The sequence below is a fragment of the Streptomyces changanensis genome, from assembly GCF_024600715.1.
GTDB lineage: Bacteria > Actinomycetota > Actinomycetes > Streptomycetales > Streptomycetaceae > Streptomyces > Streptomyces changanensis.
Genome location: NZ_CP102332.1, coordinates 6350155 through 6364636 on the forward strand (window position 1 = coordinate 6350155; position 14482 = coordinate 6364636).

Sequence of the window (14482 nt, forward strand, 5' to 3'; positions counted from 1 at the left end):
TGTCACGGGGGTGCGGGTGTGGGGGGCCCGAACAGGGGGTGGAGCCCGTGGGTGACCACGGTGGTGCGGACACGCGGAGCGGATGACCGCCGTGTCCGGTCAGGTGTCGGCGGTGGTGGCCGCGGGTGCCGGGGGCGCCGTCCCGGTGGAGTGGGGGGACGGGGCCACGGGCTGCCAGGCGAACGTCATGGCGCCGCCGACGATGCCGAGGATCGTGCCGATGAGGAAGCCGCCCAGGTTGGACATGACGAGGGCGGCCGCGGCGATCAGAGTGGTGACGACGCCCGCGAGCGAGCGGTACTGCGGGGACCACCACACCGACACGCCTAGCATGATCATGACAATTCCGAGCAGTACGGAGGGGACGCCGGCGATGCCCTGGTGGAGCATCACCTCCATCGGCGCCAGCGGGATCGCGCAGATCTCCGCCCCCGCGAGGGCGGTGACCAGCCCGCCCCAGAAGGGCCGGCTCCGGCGCCAGCGGCGCCACCGGTACCTCAGGCCGACGCGCTCCCGGGAGGGCGGCGCGGGCGGGGCGGCGGTGTGCTCCGCCCCGTCCGGCCCCGCCGTCCGATCCACCGGTGACGGCATGTCAGAAGCATTCCTTCTTGCCCTTGGTGACCTTCATGTTGAGCCCGGCGAGCTTGAACGTGCCCGCGTTCGTCGCCCAGGCGACCTGCTTCAGTCCGCTGATGCTGATGTCGTCGGCCTGCTGGCCGAAGAGGTCCTGCATGCCCTGGCCGCCGTCGGGCCCCTTGTCGAGGGTGGACGCGTCGCGGCCGATCTCGATGTTGGTGAAGGCCGCGTCGCCCGACAGCTGCGTCGCGTCCACGAACAGGTCGGTGGCCGTGACGGGCGTCGTCTTCCCCGCGGTGAGGTTGAGGGAGATGTCGCCCACCACCGGCAGGGACGTGACGACCGACTGGCACAGGCTGTGCAGCTTCGCCGAGCGGATGGCGGTGACCGCGACGGGCAACAGCTCGCCGCGGGCGTTGGTGTCGATGCTCCCGTACTGGGCGAAGCCCTCGCCGGTCAGCCGGTCGGCCGACACCTTGAACTGCTGGCCGGAGACGGCGAACGAGGCCGCGAGGGCCCCGCTCGACAGCGCGACCCCCAGGGCGGCGGTGAGGGCGACGCCCGGTGCGGAGAGGGCGGCGAAGCGCTTCCACTGGATACGGCCGACGACCTCGTCCGTGTCCGTCGGGGGTGCCTTTCTCATGAACGATCCCCTCTGCTGGTGTGCGCGGCCGCACGGGGGTGTGCGGCCGCGGATGTCGGTACGCGCACACGCGGGATGTCGCCGCGGTGGGTGTGACGTGCCGTCAGGCGGCTCCGGGGGCCCGGCGCGGAACGGGCCACCGGGGGTACGCGGCGGTGCGCGGGAGAGTGAGCGGAGAGCGGCCGCGGGACGGGGGCGTGACACCGACCGTACTCGCGGGTGTTACCGACGGGTTGCATGTAAGAGTGCCATTGGCCATTGGCAAGGTTGGTGGACGGCGCTTTTCGGCCTACTCGACGGGCGGCTCCTCCGCCCCTCCGGCCCCTGCCGCCCCACCTGCCTCGGCCGCCTTCCCGGCACCTTCCGCCGGCCCCTCGGCCGTCACCGCCCCCTGCGCCCCCGGCGTCACCGCCCCCTGCGCCGCCGGCGTTCCGTGCGCCCCGCGCAGCCAGCCCGACATCTCCGCGTCCATCCGCTCAGCCATCGCGCGGGAGAACTCCGCGGCCACCACGTCCCCGGCGACCGGCCGCAGGGCCGTCACCGCGTCGATGACCCGCTGGACGTCGTCCGGCGTCAGCTCGTCCAGTTCCCGCCCCGCGATGACGTGCCGGCGGAACAGGTCCACGAACCGGCCCGCCACCGCGTCGGCCTGGCTCCGCACGAACGCCGCGACGTCCAGGATCTCCGAGACCGGAACGCCCTCCCGGACCACGGCGGAGGTGGCGTCCAGCAGCCGGCGGCTGACGTGCGTCACCGTCTCCCCGTCGATCCGCAGGTAGCCGAGCTCGACCGCCCGGCGGGTGTCGTCGGCCGTGCCCGCCGTCCCGAAGAGCTCGGCGAGGGCCGACATCGGCAGGCTGACCGGCTCGTCGTTCACCCAGCCGTGCGACATCACCCGCTCCAGCCCCAGCAGCCCCGCGATACCGCTGCCCTGCTCCCACGCCCGCAGCAGCTCGCCGATGCCGTTGACCGAGTACCCCCGGCCCAGCAGGTCGTCGATGAGCCGCAGCCGCGCCAGGTGCTCGTCGGAGTACCAGGCGATCCGCCCCTCCCGCTCGGGCGGCGGCAGCAGCCCCCGCTCCTGGTAGTAGCGGAGGTTGCGCTCCTTCACCCCGGCCGCCCGGGCCAACTCGTCGCGCCGGTACCGCTTCCCCCGCCGCTGCCGCTGTCGCTGGTCGCCGGGGCCGGTACGCCCGTCGCGATCCGGCTGCTGCTTACCCCGTCCGCTCATCCACGGGAGTCTAGGGGGCGCACCACACCCCTGGACCGTTACCCGCGATCATCCGGTCCCGCACCGGCCCCCGCACGAGGCCCCGCACCGCTCTTGCACCGGGCCTCGCACCGGCTCCCGTACCGGCCCCAGAGCCGGCTCCCGAGCCGGGCCCCGTACCGGCCCCCGCACCGGCTCCCGAGCCGGGCCCCGCACAGCTCCCGCACCGGCTTCCGAGCCGGCCCCCGCACCGGCTCCCGAGCCGGGCCCCGCACAGCTCCCGCACCGGCTTCCGAGCCGGGCCCCGCACAAGGCCCTCGAACAGGGCCCCGCGCCCGTCACTCCGGCGGGCCCGTGCCCCCGGGCCGGCCCCCGGGCGGCCCGCCGGCGCCGGTCGGCCGAGGCGGCCGTGACAGGCGGGCCGCGGCGGGGGAGGGTGGGGACGGGCGGCGGGCGCCGGCCGCGCCCGCCGCAGGAGAGGAGACCCATGCCCATCCCCGTCATCCTGGACTGCGACCCCGGGCACGACGACGCCTTCGCCATCATGCTGGCCGCGGCCCATCCGGCCGTCCGGCTCCTCGGCATCACGACCGTGGCCGGGAACCAGACCGTCGAGAAGACCACCCTCAACGCCCGCCGCGTGTGCACCGCCGCCGGCATCGACGGCGTGCCCGTCGCCGCGGGCCTGGCCCGCCCGCTGCACGGGCCCGGCATCGTGGCACCGGACATCCACGGCGAGTCGGGCCTCGACGGGCCGGGGTTCGGCCCGCCGACCGTGCCCGTCGACGGCCGCGACGCGGTCACGTTCCTCCGCGACACCCTCCTCACCCACCCCGAGCCCGTGACGCTCGTGCCGACCGGCCCGCTCACCAACATCGCCACCCTGCTGCTCACCCACCCGGACGCGGCGGCCCGGATCGAGCGGATCGTCTTCATGGGCGGCTCGACCGGTCGGGGCAACCGCACGCCCGCCGCGGAGTTCAACGTCCTCGCCGACCCGGAGGCGGCGGACATCGTCCTCGGCAGCGGACTGCACGTCACCATGATCGGACTGAACGTCAGCCACCGGGCGCTGGCCACCGGCGAGGTGGTCGACCGCTTCCGGGCCCTGGGCACGCCCCTCGCCCACCTCTGCACCGAGCTGCTCACCTACTTCGGCGACACCTACCGCGAGGTGTTCGGCTTCCCGGCCCCGCCCCTGCACGATCCGCTCACCGTCGCCCACGTCATCACCCCGGGGCTCGTCCGGCTGGTCCACGCGCCCGTGGCGGTCGAACTCACCGGCACCCACACGCGCGGGGCCACCGTCGTCGACCTCGACGGCGTGACCGGGGCGCCGCCCAACGCGCACGTCGGCGTCGACGTGGACGTGGCCGCCTACTGGGACCTGCTCGTCGACGCCGTACGCGTCCTCGGCGCGCCCCGCAGGCCGGTACCCGCGGACGGCGACGGCGTCAGTCCGTGAGCGGCCGGTAGACGGTCAGGGCCTCCGGCAGCTTGTCGAGGACGAGCTCGCGCGCCGCGGGCACCACCTCGCCGTCGTACGCCATGGGGGTCTGCGGCGGCAGCCCGCCGATCCGCAGCGACGTCCTGCGCGCGGCCGCGTACAGCCGGGTCCGGGCGAGGCCGCCCGCCGCCGTCGCCAGCAGCCGGGGCCGGGCCAGCCGGCCCGCCTGCGCGATGCGCACGTCGAGCACCCCGTCGGCCAGGTCATGGCGGCGCAGCGGGGCGAGCCCCACACTGCGGTACGCGCCGTTGCCGGCGAACAGGAACCACATCGGCCGGCGCCGCCCGTTCACCTCGGCCCGCAGGGGCGTCGCCGTGCGCAGCACCCGGGCGGCGCCCAGCAGCGTGGCGGCCGGGCCGCCGATCCGGGGCGACCAGCGCTCCCGCAGCCGTACCAGCTCCGGGTACACGCCCAGGCTGAAGGTGTTGAGGAAGTACACCGGCTCGTCGGTGTCCCCGTCGCGCACCACGCGCCCGACGTCGACGCGGACCGCGTGCCCCTCGGCCACCGCCTGGCAGCCCTCGGCCACCGTGTCGACGCCGAGGTCGGCGGCGAAGTGGTTGAACGTCCCCCCGGGCAGCACCAGCAGCGGTACGCCGTGCCGCAGCGCGGGGGCCACCGCCGCGTTCACCGTGCCGTCACCGCCGCACACCCCGAACACCCCGCCCCGCGCGGCCGCCCCGGCCGCGGCCGTCTCCAGCAGGTCGGTGAGGGAGTCCGTACCGGCGCGGCACAGCACGACCTCCGCCTTCGGCAGCTGCCCCCTGATCTGCGCCACCGGGTCCACGAACTGGGGCTGCGCGCCGGACGACGGGTTCACCACGACCACCAGCCCGTCCCCGTCCGGCAGGGCGGGCACCTCGGCGCGCGGGCGCGCCGGCACCGCCACCAGGTCGCGTGTCGGGGCCATCCCGCGCACCGCGAAGGCCGCGCCCACCCCGAGCGCCATCCCCACCAGGACGTCGCTGGGGTAGTGCACCCCGGTGTACACCCGGGAGAACGCGACGGACGCGGCGACCGGCACGAGCACGGCGCCCAGTCCGCGCGACTCCAGCGCGACCCCCGCCGTGAACGCCGCGGCGGACGCCGAGTGTCCGGACGGGAAGGACGTCGTCAACGGCTGGCGGGGCAGCCGGCGCGCGACCGGCACCCGGTCGATCAGCGGGCGCCGGCGCCGCACGGCCCCCTTCGCCAGGGTGTTCACGGTCGCCGACGCGAGCGCGAGCGACGTCACGCCCCGCACCGCGGCCCGGCGCCCGCGCGCCCCGCCCAGGGTCCACATGCCGACCGCGACGCCGAACCACAGCACCCCGTGGTCGGCGCTCCGGCTGAGCCGGGGGAGGACGGGCTCGGCCGCGGGCCAGGTGCGCTGCGCCACCTGCGCGAACACCGCCCGGTCCAGCCGACTGAGTACGCTCCGGGCCCTCGCCGCCTTCCGCATGGCCTGACTCTCCTCCCGTAAGCCGGGACCGGACGTCCCGACCCCGATCAACGTACCCGGAGGGGGGTGTGCGACGCCTGTCGCCCCGGGGACGGTCGCGCCGCCTGGAACGGAGCCCCGCGCTCCGTTCCTGACGAACAGTTGTCCGGATCTTGGTGATCCGCTCTACTTCTGTCGGGCGTTCCGACACCGGCCGCCCGGAGGGAGAGGTCGCGATGAGGACGGAAGACGGCGGACACGGCGGGGCCCACCGCAGCCGGCACCGGCGGACCCGCCGCCGGGGACGGACCGTCACCGCGGTCGTCGCCGGCTTACTGCTGGCCGGCACCGGCGCCACGCTCGCCAGCGCCTGGGGCCTGCACCAGGGCGGTGACGCCGTGGACGGCGCCGCGCGCGGGGGCGTCGCCTCCACCGCGCCGCCCGCGCCCCGCCCCGCGCCGGAACCGCCGGCGGCCCCGCCGACCACGGCCCCGGCCCGTACCGACCGCGGGCCCACGACCGGCGGGCCGTCACCCGACCGCGGCGCCGCGGACGACACCGGCGCCACCGGAGGACCGGGCCGATCCGGCGCCGCCGCGCACCCGACCCCCGCCCTCCCGTTCGACCTGCCGGACCGCGCGGCCCTGCGCGCCCGCGGCAAACTCGTCTTCGCCCACTACTTCACGCCCTACCCGCTCTCCCTCGACAACCAGGAGGCAGGGCGGGACTACTACACCCGCAACTACCTCACCCCGCACGGGGAACGCGGCAAGCACAGCGCCTACGGCGGGCTCCTGCGCGACCGGCCCGTACCCGTCCCGCCCAAGACCGGCGACTGGGAGCTCGCCAACCTGCGGCAGGAGGTCCGGACGGCGCGGGCCGCGGGACTCGACGGCTTCACCCTCGACCTGCTCTCCCTCTCCGGCAGGAACTGGGAACGCTGCCGGCTCCTGATGGACGCGGCCCGGTCGGTGGACCCCGACTTCAAGATCATGCTCATGCCGGACATGGCGTCCCTGCGCACCACCGACCCCCGACGGCTCGCCGACGCCCTCGCAGACCTGGGCAGGCACCCCGCCGCGCACCGACTCGACGACGGCCGCCTCGTCGTCTCGCCGTTCAAGGCCGAGGCCCGCGGCGCCGGCTGGTGGGCGGGCGTGCTCGACACCCTGCGCACCCGGCACGGCGTCCGCACCGCGTTCGTCCCGCTCTTCCTCGACTACGGCGCCCACCACGACGCGTTCGCCCCCATCAGCCACGGCTTCTCCGACTGGGGGAGCCGCAGCCACACCGGGCAGGTCGACCCCGGCCGTGACGCCCGGCGCGCCCACGGCATGGGCAAGATCTGGATGGAGCCGGTCTCCGTCCAGGACGCCCGCCCCAACCAGGGCGTCTACGACGAGGCCGGCAACACCGCCACCCTGCGCGCCACCTGGAACCGCGCCATCGAGGGCGACGCGGACTGGGTCCAACTCACCACCTGGAACGACTACTCCGAAGGCACCCACTTCGCGCCGTCCCTGCACAACGGTCACGCCTACCTGGACCTCAGCGCGTACTACCTGACGCGGTTCAAGACGGGCGCCTGGCCGCGGATCACCCGGGACACCCTGTACGTCTCCTCGCGCACCCAGTTCGCCGGCGCCGCGCCCACGGGCGGCCAGCACCGGCTGATGGCGCCGCGCGGCAGCAGCGCCGCACCCCGCGACACGGTCGAGGTCGTGGCCTTCCTCACCCGCCCGGCCACCGTCCGCGCCGCCGTCGGCCCCGCCACCTCCGCCCACCGGCTGCCCGCCGGGGTGCGGACCGTACTGGTGCCGCTGCGCCCGGGCACCGTCTCCGCGGAGGCCGTCCGCGACGGCCGGACCCGGGCCGCGGTGGAACTGCCGTACCGGGTGAGGCGGCAGGTCGCGGTACAGGACCTCCAGTACTACGCCGCGACGAGCGGCCGCGACGCCCCGGGCTGCTGCGACTGACCCGCGTCCACGCGGACGGGGCGGCCCGCGGTGGGTCACCACCACGGGCCGCCCCGTCCGGACGGTCGGCCCCCGGGCCCCCACGGCCCGGGTCGGAACGTCCCTAGTGCTTGAACGTGTCCTTCAGCTTCTCGCCGGCCTGCTTGGCGTCGCCCTTGACCTGGTCCGCACGCCCCTCGGCCTCCAGGCGCTCGTTGCCCGTGGCCCTGCCCGCGGCCTCCTTGGCCTTGCCCTTCGCGCTCTGTGCGGCGTTCTCGGCCTTCTTGCCAGTGGTCATGTCCCACACCTCCTGCTCACGTTTCGGGGCCGCGACCCACGTCCGGCGGGCGCGACGTCCCCTCACCGCTCCGGTTTCCCCCGATCCGCCGGTTCATCCGCCGGTCCGTCCGCCGCGCGGGTGGGCCACCCGTTCCGGCCCCGGTCCAGTAGCGGCGGATCCACTCCAGCCGGCGCAGCAGCGCCCGCTCCCGCCACGTGTACTCGGCGCGCCCGATCCGGCCGGATGCGAGGTCCCGGGCGAGGAGCGCCCGCCGCCGCGACAGGCCACGGGCGTCGTACCGGGCGCCCCGCGCGAGCCGCACCCCGTCCCGCGCCACGAGGACACCCCGTCCCACGGCCCGTACGGCGCCCCTCGCGACGCGCGTGACCCGGGCCGCGGCGAGCGACCCGAAGAGCGGCCGGGTGGTACGGCCCATGGCGACCTCGCTCCCACGGAGCCGTCCGACGGGGGGAATTCCACCGTAGCGCCGCCCCCACCCACCGGCCACGGAAGCCGACGGCGCCCCCTGCCGGGCCCCAGGGATCGCCGCCCGGGGCGCGGCCCCGCCAGGCGACCCGGCCCGGTCGCCCCTGGCCACCGCCACCGCCACCGCCACCGCTGCCGGACCGGGAGGCGAGGCGCGTCGGGCGGCGGCCGCGGCGGTGGCGTACCCCCGCACGCGGCTCGGCAGTGTCCCCACCCGGCGCGTCGTCCCGGTCGTAGGGTGGCCGGAAGACGAGGAGAGCGAGGGAACCGTGCCGGACCGGAAACGCCGCCTCGGGCTGGAGGCGCACCCCGAGGGCGGGTACTTCCAGCGGATCTACACCAGCCCGCACACCGCGCCGACGCCCGCCGGGCCGCGCCCCACGGCGACCGCGATCCACTACCTCCTCACGCGTGACGAGCCGCTCGGGCGCCTGCACCGCAACCGCAGCGACATCCTCCACTTCCTCGTCGACGGCGGCCCCGTCGAGTACGTGACCGTCACCCCGGACGGCGCTCTCGACAGGGTCACGCTGCGCGCCGGCGAGCGGCACTTCCTCGTCGTCCCCGGGCAGGTGTGGAAGGGCTCCCGGCTCACCGGCGACGCCGCGCACGCGCTGGTGGCGGAGGTCGTCACCCCGGGCTTCGACTACGCCGACCACCGGTTCGCCGGCCCCGACGACTTCGCCGACCGGCCCGGACTGCGCGAGGAACTCGCCCCGTTCCTCCCCTGAAGCCCCACGGCGAGGCGCCGTCCGCCGGTGGCGAACCCGTCTGGGCGCCCGGCCCCCGGGGTGCTTGGGTGGCGTCATGGAGATCCTTGTGTTGGGTGGGACGGCCTGGCTGGGCCGTGAGGTGTCGCGGCAGGCGCTCGAGCGTGGTCACCGCGTGACGTGTCTGGCCCGCGGCGAGAGCGGTGAGGTGGCGCCGGGCGCGACGCTGGTGGCCGCGGACCGGCGCGCGCCCGGCGCGTACCAGGCGCTGGCGGACCGTACCTGGGACGCCGTCGTCGAGGTGTCCTGGCAGCCGGGCCATGTGCGCGGGGCGCTGGACGCGCTCGGGGACCGGGCCCGCCACTGGACGTACGTCTCGTCCGTGAGCGCGTACGCCACGCACGCCGAGCCGGGCGCGGACGAGTCGGCGCCGCTGCTCGACCCGACCGACCTCGACGAGGTCGACCGGTCGTCGTACGGCGCGGCGAAGGTCGCCTGCGAGCAGGCGTCCCGCGCGGCGGTCGGCGACCGTCTGCTCGTCGCGCGCGCCGGCCTGATCGGCGGCCCCGGCGACCGGAGCGACCGGGCCGGCTACTGGGTGGCCCGCGCCGCGCGCGACCCGCGGGGCCCGCTGCTCATACCGGCCGACCCCGCCCTGCCGACGCAGGTGGTCGACGTCCGCGACCTCGCCGGCTGGCTCCTCGACGCGGCGGCGGAGGGCACCACGGGCACGTACGACGCGGTCGGACCGGTCGTCCCGCTCGGGGAGTGGATCGACCTGTCCCGCACCCTCGGCGGGCACACCGGCCCGGTGGTGACCGCCGACTCGGCGTGGCTGGTCGCGCAGGGCGTCGCCGGGTTCATGGGCGCCGAGTCGCTGCCGATGTGGATGGTCGAGCCGGGGTGGGAGGGCTGGTCCGCCCGCGGCGGCGCGGCGGCCCGCGCGGCCGGGCTCCGGCACCGGCCCCGGGCCGAGCTGCTCGCCGACACGCTCCGCTGGGAGCGCGAGCTGGGACTGGACCGCGAGCGGCGCGCCGGGCTGAGCCCCGAGCGGGAGCGGGCCCTGCTCGCGGCCCTCGACTGAGCCCCGGCACGAGGAGCGGCGCCGGGCGGGGACGACGGGCGGGGAGCGGGCCCGCCGGCGGACGACGGGCGGGATAGCGGCGGCGGGCGGGGGACGCCGGGCGGGGGAGCGAGTCCGCCGGCGGGCGGCCGGGGCCGGCTCCGGGGCGCCGCGCCCCGCGCGGCCGGGGCCGCCCCAGGACCGGTTTGACCTTCAAGCCGCTTGAACGCCCACAATCGCCGGCATGGACGACAGCGACGAGCTGATGGGTATCGGCGCCTTCGCGCGCCGCGTCGGGCTGGCCCCGAGCGCCCTGCGCTTCTACGACGACTGCGGGGTCCTCCCGCCGGCCCGCGTGGACCGGGTGACCGGCTACCGGTACTACGCCCCCCACCAGCGGGAACGGGCCCTGCTGATGCGGCGGCTGAGGGAGGCGGGGATGCCGCTGACCGACGCCGCCGTGGTTCTGGACGGAACCCCCGAGGAGGCCCGGACGATCCTGCGCGAGCACGCGAGGAAGGCGCGGGACACGGCCGACGCGGCCCGGTCGCTCCTCGACGACGTCCTGCGCTCGCTGCCCGGCGGCGTCACCCGGACCGTCGCGCGGCTCGGCGGGGCGGAACTGGCGAGCGCGGTACGGCAGGTCGCCCCCGCGACGGCCCCCGCGTCCGGGCGCGAGGAGTTCCCCGTCCTGGGCTGCGTCCTGGTCGAGCTCGACCACGACGAGGTGCGGCTGGTGGCGACGGACCGCTACCGGCTCTCGGTACGCGCCCTGCGTCCGCGCGGCGTCGAGGGGGCTCCGTGCCGGGTCCTGATCGACGAGGGGCGGGCGAGGCAACTCGCCTCCTGGGCCCTGGGCCGGCCCGAGGTGTCCCTGGAGACCGACGGGCGGGGCGTACGGCTCGTCGACGGTGGAGCGTCCCTGCCCGTGCCGACCGTCGAGGGGACCTTCCCCGACTACCGCGCGGTCCTGGACGCGCTGCCCGCCGCGCCCCACCGGGTCGTCACGGACCGGGCGGCTCTGCGCGCGGCGGTCGCGGTCGCCGGGGCGGCCGCTCCGGGCACGCCCCTGACGCTCCGCGCCGGGGCCGGGCGGTTGACGCCGGTGTGGCGGGGCACGGCCGGCGCCGCGCTGCCGGCCGTCGGCCACGGCGACCCGGTGGAGGTGGCCTTCGACCCGGCGGCCCTCCTCCCGGCCCTCGACGCCGGGGTCGGGCCGGACGTGCTGCTGGAGATCACCGCCCCCGACCGGCCGGTCGTCGTCCGCTCCGCCGACCAGGGCAGCTTCACCACCCTCGTCATGCCCGTCGCCGCCACCGCTCCCGTGGCCGCCACGGTCCCCGAAGCGACCGCCGCCGAAGTCACCAGCGCCGGAGCCACCGCCCCCACGACCACCGCCCCCACGACCGTCGCGGGGACCACCGCCCGTGCCGCCGGATGACCACCACCGAGAGGGACGGAGGACACGCCCATGAGACTCGGACGACCCGGTCGTCGCGCTTCCTGGAGCACCGCTCGGCGCTCCGTCAGCGCTGCGCTGCCGAGAGTGGGAGTGGTCCCGGTGATCGCCGCCTCGGCGACGGCGGCGGCCTTCACCGTGCCGGACGCTCAGCCGCGAGGGTGCACGACCATCGGGAGGCGATCGGCGTGCACCACGGCGGAGGCGACTTCCTTGGGGGTGTGGCCGGGTGCGGGGGAGAGCCGCCAGCGCTGGAGGACGGTGGCGATGGCGATGGTCGCCTCGGTCCAGACGAACTGGTCGGCGATGCACTTGCGGTTGCCGGCCCCGAAGGGGATGAACTGGTGCCGCGCGATGGCCGCGCGCCGCTCGGGGAGCCACCGGTCGGGGTCGAACAGGTCGGGGTGCTCGTAGACGGCGGGGTCGCGGTGCAGGGCGTAGAGGCTGAAGGCGACCTCGGTGCCGGGGGGCAGTTCGTGGATGCCCAGGCGGACCGGTGCGGTGGTGCGCCGCATGAGCAGGGGGACGCCGTGCAGGCGCAGGACCTCGTCGAGTGCCCGTCGGATCGCGGGCAGGCGCGGCACGTCGGCGACGGTGACCGCTCGGTCGCCGACCACGTCGCGGACCTCCGCGGCGATCTGCTCCTCGGCATCGGGTCGGCCCGCCAGCTCGTGGAAGACCCAGGCGAGGGCGGTGGCCGTGGTTTCGGCGCCGGCGAACATGATGGTGGACAGTTCGTCCCGGACCTCGGTGTCGGTCAGTCCGGTGCCGCTGTCGGCGTCCTGCGCGGCCAGGAGCAGGGTGAGCAGGTCGGACCGGTCGCGAGGGCCGGTCGTCCGGGCGTGTGCGACGACGTCGTCGATCACGGCCCGCAACCGGGCGGCGGCTGCGTCGAATTCCCGGTTGGCGCGGATCGGGAGCCGGTCGAGCGCCTTCGGTGACACGGCCCGCATGAGGAGGGTCTTCAGGAGGACGGGCAGGTTGGTGCGTACGGCCTCCACGGCCGGCAGCCCGATGTCCGTGCTGAAGAGGGTGGCGGCCAGGGTCTCGATCGAGTAGTCGGCCATGGCCTGCTCGATGTCGACGACTTGGCCCGGCGTCCAGGAGTCGGCCATGGCCTCGGCCTGGCGGCTCATCATGGCCGAGTAGTCGGCGATCCGGTCCGCGGAGAACATCGGCTGGACCATCCGCCGGTGGCGGCGGTGGGTCTCACCGTCGGCGTTGGCCAGGCCGTTTCCCGCCAGCGGCCGCAGCCGGTCGAAGAAGCGGCCCTTCTCGAAGCTGCGGGCCTGGGCGACGGTGATCTCGTGGACGAGGTCGTGCGAGGTGGCCACGTAGATCGGCATCAGCCCCAGGTCGACGCGGACGAGGTCGCCGTGGGCGCGCAGCGAGGTGACGAAGCCCAGGGGGTCGCGCCACAGGCTCAGCGCGTGCCCGAGCAGGGGTATCGACCCAGGAACCCGCGGGGGCGAAGTCGGACCCGGTCGGTGATCTGTCACGGCATTTCCTCACTCGCGTACCAGAGTTGCGCTCTCGGTGATCAGTCGCCATCTCACCATGGGCCGACTTGCCGGCGCGAGAGCGCCGTGCCTGGTCAACGCCCCCTGGGCGCGCGTGCGGTGGGGTGACGGCGGCTATGCTGCCCACGTCCCTCCTGCTGAGGACTGCTCGATTCCGCGTCGTGGTAGGGCCGGGGCGTCGTTGACCGTATGCAGTCGCCCCTCCGGAGGGCCTTGTGACCACACCAACAGACGGCACCGCGATACCTGCCGATGCTCCCCCGCCGCAGTGCCCCGCTCACACCGGCATGCGCGCCGCGCGGCAGCCGATGTACGGGCCGGAGGCCGCCACACCGTATGCCCTCTACGAACGGATGCGCCGGGAGCACGGCCAGGTGGCGCCGGTACTGCTGCCCGGTGACGTACCGGCCTGGTTCGTGCTCGGGCACCGGGAGAACCTCGACGTCATGCGCACGCCGGCGTCGTGGTCGTGCGACTCGCGCAACTGGAACGTGCGACTGCCGCCGGACTCCCCGCTGTTGCCGCTCACGGCCTGGCAGCCGCTGCTGGTCTTCGCGGACGGACAGGAGCACGCGCGGCTGCGCGAGGCCGTGGTGGACAGCCTGGGGAAGATCGACCGGCACTCCATCCGCCGCTACGTGGTGCGTTACGCGAACCAGCTGATCGACTCGTTCGCGCACACCGGCCGCGCCGATCTCGTCACCGACTTCGCCGAGAAGCTGTCCGCCCTGGTCATGGCTCGTCAGATGGGGGTGCGCGAATCCGACGCCCTGCCACTGGGTGCTGCGGTGCGGGACATGGTCAAGGGCAGCGAGACGGCGCTGCAGAGCAACGACCTGCTCGTGTCGATCATGTCGGATCTGGTGGAGCGGAAGAAGGCCGACCCCGGCCCCGACCTCGCGAGCCACTTCCTCGACCACGGGTCGAACCTGAGCGATCAGGAGGTCATGGAGCACCTGCGGCACGCCATCGTGGCCGCGCACGAGAACACGACCAACCTGATGGCGAACGCGCTGCTGATGGTGCTGACCGACCGGCGTTTCCGCGCGAGCCTGTCGGGCGGGTCCCTCACCCTGCCCGACGCGCTCGAGCAGGTCATGTGGGACGCCCCGCCCCTGTCGGTCGGCGCCTTCCGGTTCGCGCGGCGCGACATCGAGCTCGGTGGCCAGCTGGTGCGTGCCGGGGACATGGTGCTGCTGGGCCTGGCGGCCGGCAACGCCGATCCGAAGATCCGGCCCGACCTGCATCTCCCGGCGCCGGGCAACCGGTCCCACCTGGCGTTCAGCGCCGGGCCGCACGAGTGCCCCGGCCAGGACATCGGCCGTGCCATCTCCGAGACCGCCATCGACACCCTGCTGACGCGGCTGCCCGACCTCGACCTGGCCGTGGCCGAGTCGGAACTCGACTTCAGCACCTCGCTGGTCTCCACCCGTCTGAACAGTGTGCCGGTGCGGTTCGCTCCCCGGCGCGGCAGGCCCGCGGCCCAGGAGTCGCCGACGCACGCGCAGCCGCTGCCCGCGGTCGCCTCACCGGCTGCGGAGCCTGCCGCCACGGCTCCGGCGCGCCGGTCGTGGTGGCAGCGGTTCCTCGGACGACGGTGAGACGGCGCCGGGCCCGAACCGCGTGTGTGGTTCGGGCCCGGTCGCGTACGAC

13 protein-coding genes are annotated in these 14482 nt (G+C 75.5%); 6 read left to right on the forward strand and 7 right to left on the reverse strand.

Annotated elements, in window-relative coordinates; genetic code table 11:
• Positions 1 to 99 precede the first annotated feature (99 nt).
• From NRO40_RS27805 to NRO40_RS27815, 3 genes are all read right to left on the reverse strand, one after another.
• Complete coding sequence (locus tag NRO40_RS27805; protein ID WP_232790949.1) at positions 100 to 591, reverse strand: DUF6114 domain-containing protein; 492 nt, start codon at positions 589 to 591, stop codon at positions 100 to 102.
• Between the two features lies 1 nt (position 592).
• Positions 593 to 1219: a DUF6230 family protein gene (locus NRO40_RS27810; protein ID WP_058940510.1), complete on the reverse strand. Its 627-nt coding sequence runs from the start codon at positions 1217 to 1219 to the stop codon at positions 593 to 595.
• A 289-nt stretch (positions 1220 to 1508) separates the two neighbouring features.
• Positions 1509 to 2450, reverse strand: a complete 942-nt coding sequence (locus NRO40_RS27815) for a MerR family transcriptional regulator (protein ID WP_232790950.1) — start codon at positions 2448 to 2450, stop codon at positions 1509 to 1511.
• Positions 2451 to 2916: 466 nt separating this feature from the next.
• Between NRO40_RS27815 and NRO40_RS27825 the strand changes: the two genes are divergently transcribed.
• Positions 2917 to 3894, forward strand: a complete 978-nt coding sequence (locus NRO40_RS27825; protein WP_058940511.1) for a nucleoside hydrolase — start codon at positions 2917 to 2919, stop codon at positions 3892 to 3894.
• On the opposite strand, the gene NRO40_RS27830 is transcribed toward NRO40_RS27825, so the two are convergent.
• On the reverse strand, positions 3884 to 5377 hold the full coding sequence (locus NRO40_RS27830) for a bifunctional phosphatase PAP2/diacylglycerol kinase family protein (protein ID WP_058940512.1): 1494 nt from the start codon (positions 5375 to 5377) through the stop codon (positions 3884 to 3886). The two genes, NRO40_RS27825 and NRO40_RS27830, sit on opposite strands and share 11 nt — an antisense overlap.
• A 215-nt stretch (positions 5378 to 5592) precedes the next feature.
• Here NRO40_RS27830 and NRO40_RS27835 point away from each other — a divergent pair, with 215 nt between their 5' ends.
• On the forward strand, positions 5593 to 7332 hold the full coding sequence (locus tag NRO40_RS27835; protein WP_058940513.1) for a glycoside hydrolase family 71 protein: 1740 nt from the start codon (positions 5593 to 5595) through the stop codon (positions 7330 to 7332).
• A gap of 103 nt (positions 7333 to 7435) precedes the next feature.
• Here the strand turns inward: NRO40_RS27835 and NRO40_RS27840 are convergent, their stop codons facing one another.
• Positions 7436 to 7609 carry a CsbD family protein gene (locus NRO40_RS27840; RefSeq protein ID WP_079046800.1) on the reverse strand — a complete coding sequence of 58 codons (174 nt, stop codon included), beginning with the start codon at positions 7607 to 7609 and terminating at the stop codon, positions 7436 to 7438.
• 16 nt (positions 7610 to 7625) lie between these two features.
• A complete protein-coding gene (locus NRO40_RS27845) occupies positions 7626 to 8027 on the reverse strand; it encodes a hypothetical protein (protein ID WP_058940514.1) in 402 nt (133 codons plus the stop codon).
• A gap of 319 nt (positions 8028 to 8346) precedes the next feature.
• Between NRO40_RS27845 and NRO40_RS27850 the strand changes: the two genes are divergently transcribed.
• The 3 genes from NRO40_RS27850 to NRO40_RS27860 all read left to right on the forward strand — a co-directional run bounded on the left by NRO40_RS27850 (position 8347) and on the right by NRO40_RS27860 (position 11291).
• A complete protein-coding gene (locus NRO40_RS27850; RefSeq protein ID WP_079046811.1) occupies positions 8347 to 8808 on the forward strand; it encodes a cupin domain-containing protein in 462 nt (153 codons plus the stop codon).
• 76 nt (positions 8809 to 8884) lie between these two features.
• The gene (locus NRO40_RS27855; RefSeq protein WP_058940516.1) at positions 8885 to 9871 is read left to right on the forward strand and encodes an NAD-dependent epimerase/dehydratase family protein; all 987 of its coding nucleotides are present in this window, start codon (positions 8885 to 8887) and stop codon (positions 9869 to 9871) included.
• 223 nt (positions 9872 to 10094) lie between these two features.
• The gene (locus NRO40_RS27860; RefSeq protein WP_079046801.1) at positions 10095 to 11291 is read left to right on the forward strand and encodes a DNA polymerase III subunit beta family protein; all 1197 of its coding nucleotides are present in this window, start codon (positions 10095 to 10097) and stop codon (positions 11289 to 11291) included.
• Between the two features lie 167 nt (positions 11292 to 11458).
• On the opposite strand, the gene NRO40_RS27865 is transcribed toward NRO40_RS27860, so the two are convergent.
• Positions 11459 to 12808, reverse strand: a complete 1350-nt coding sequence (locus NRO40_RS27865) for a cytochrome P450 (protein ID WP_079046802.1) — start codon at positions 12806 to 12808, stop codon at positions 11459 to 11461.
• Between the two features lie 236 nt (positions 12809 to 13044).
• Here NRO40_RS27865 and NRO40_RS27870 point away from each other — a divergent pair, with 236 nt between their 5' ends.
• On the forward strand, positions 13045 to 14430 hold the full coding sequence (locus NRO40_RS27870) for a cytochrome P450 (RefSeq protein ID WP_058940517.1): 1386 nt from the start codon (positions 13045 to 13047) through the stop codon (positions 14428 to 14430).
• Positions 14431 to 14482 lie beyond the last annotated feature (52 nt).

Coding starts and splice junctions, on each gene's coding strand:
- NRO40_RS27815 (WP_232790950.1), bottom strand. CDS start 2,450: ATGAGCGGACGGGGTAAGCAGCAGCCGGATCGCGACGGGCGTACCGGC.
- NRO40_RS27860 (WP_079046801.1), top strand. CDS start 10,095: ATGGACGACAGCGACGAGCTGATGGGTATCGGCGCCTTCGCGCGCCGC.
- NRO40_RS27810 (WP_058940510.1), bottom strand. CDS start 1,219: ATGAGAAAGGCACCCCCGACGGACACGGACGAGGTCGTCGGCCGTATC.
- NRO40_RS27845 (WP_058940514.1), bottom strand. CDS start 8,027: ATGGGCCGTACCACCCGGCCGCTCTTCGGGTCGCTCGCCGCGGCCCGG.
- NRO40_RS27825 (WP_058940511.1), top strand. CDS start 2,917: ATGCCCATCCCCGTCATCCTGGACTGCGACCCCGGGCACGACGACGCC.
- NRO40_RS27835 (WP_058940513.1), top strand. CDS start 5,593: ATGAGGACGGAAGACGGCGGACACGGCGGGGCCCACCGCAGCCGGCAC.
- NRO40_RS27830 (WP_058940512.1), bottom strand. CDS start 5,377: ATGCGGAAGGCGGCGAGGGCCCGGAGCGTACTCAGTCGGCTGGACCGG.
- NRO40_RS27840 (WP_079046800.1), bottom strand. CDS start 7,609: ATGACCACTGGCAAGAAGGCCGAGAACGCCGCACAGAGCGCGAAGGGC.
- NRO40_RS27855 (WP_058940516.1), top strand. CDS start 8,885: ATGGAGATCCTTGTGTTGGGTGGGACGGCCTGGCTGGGCCGTGAGGTG.
- NRO40_RS27805 (WP_232790949.1), bottom strand. CDS start 591: ATGCCGTCACCGGTGGATCGGACGGCGGGGCCGGACGGGGCGGAGCAC.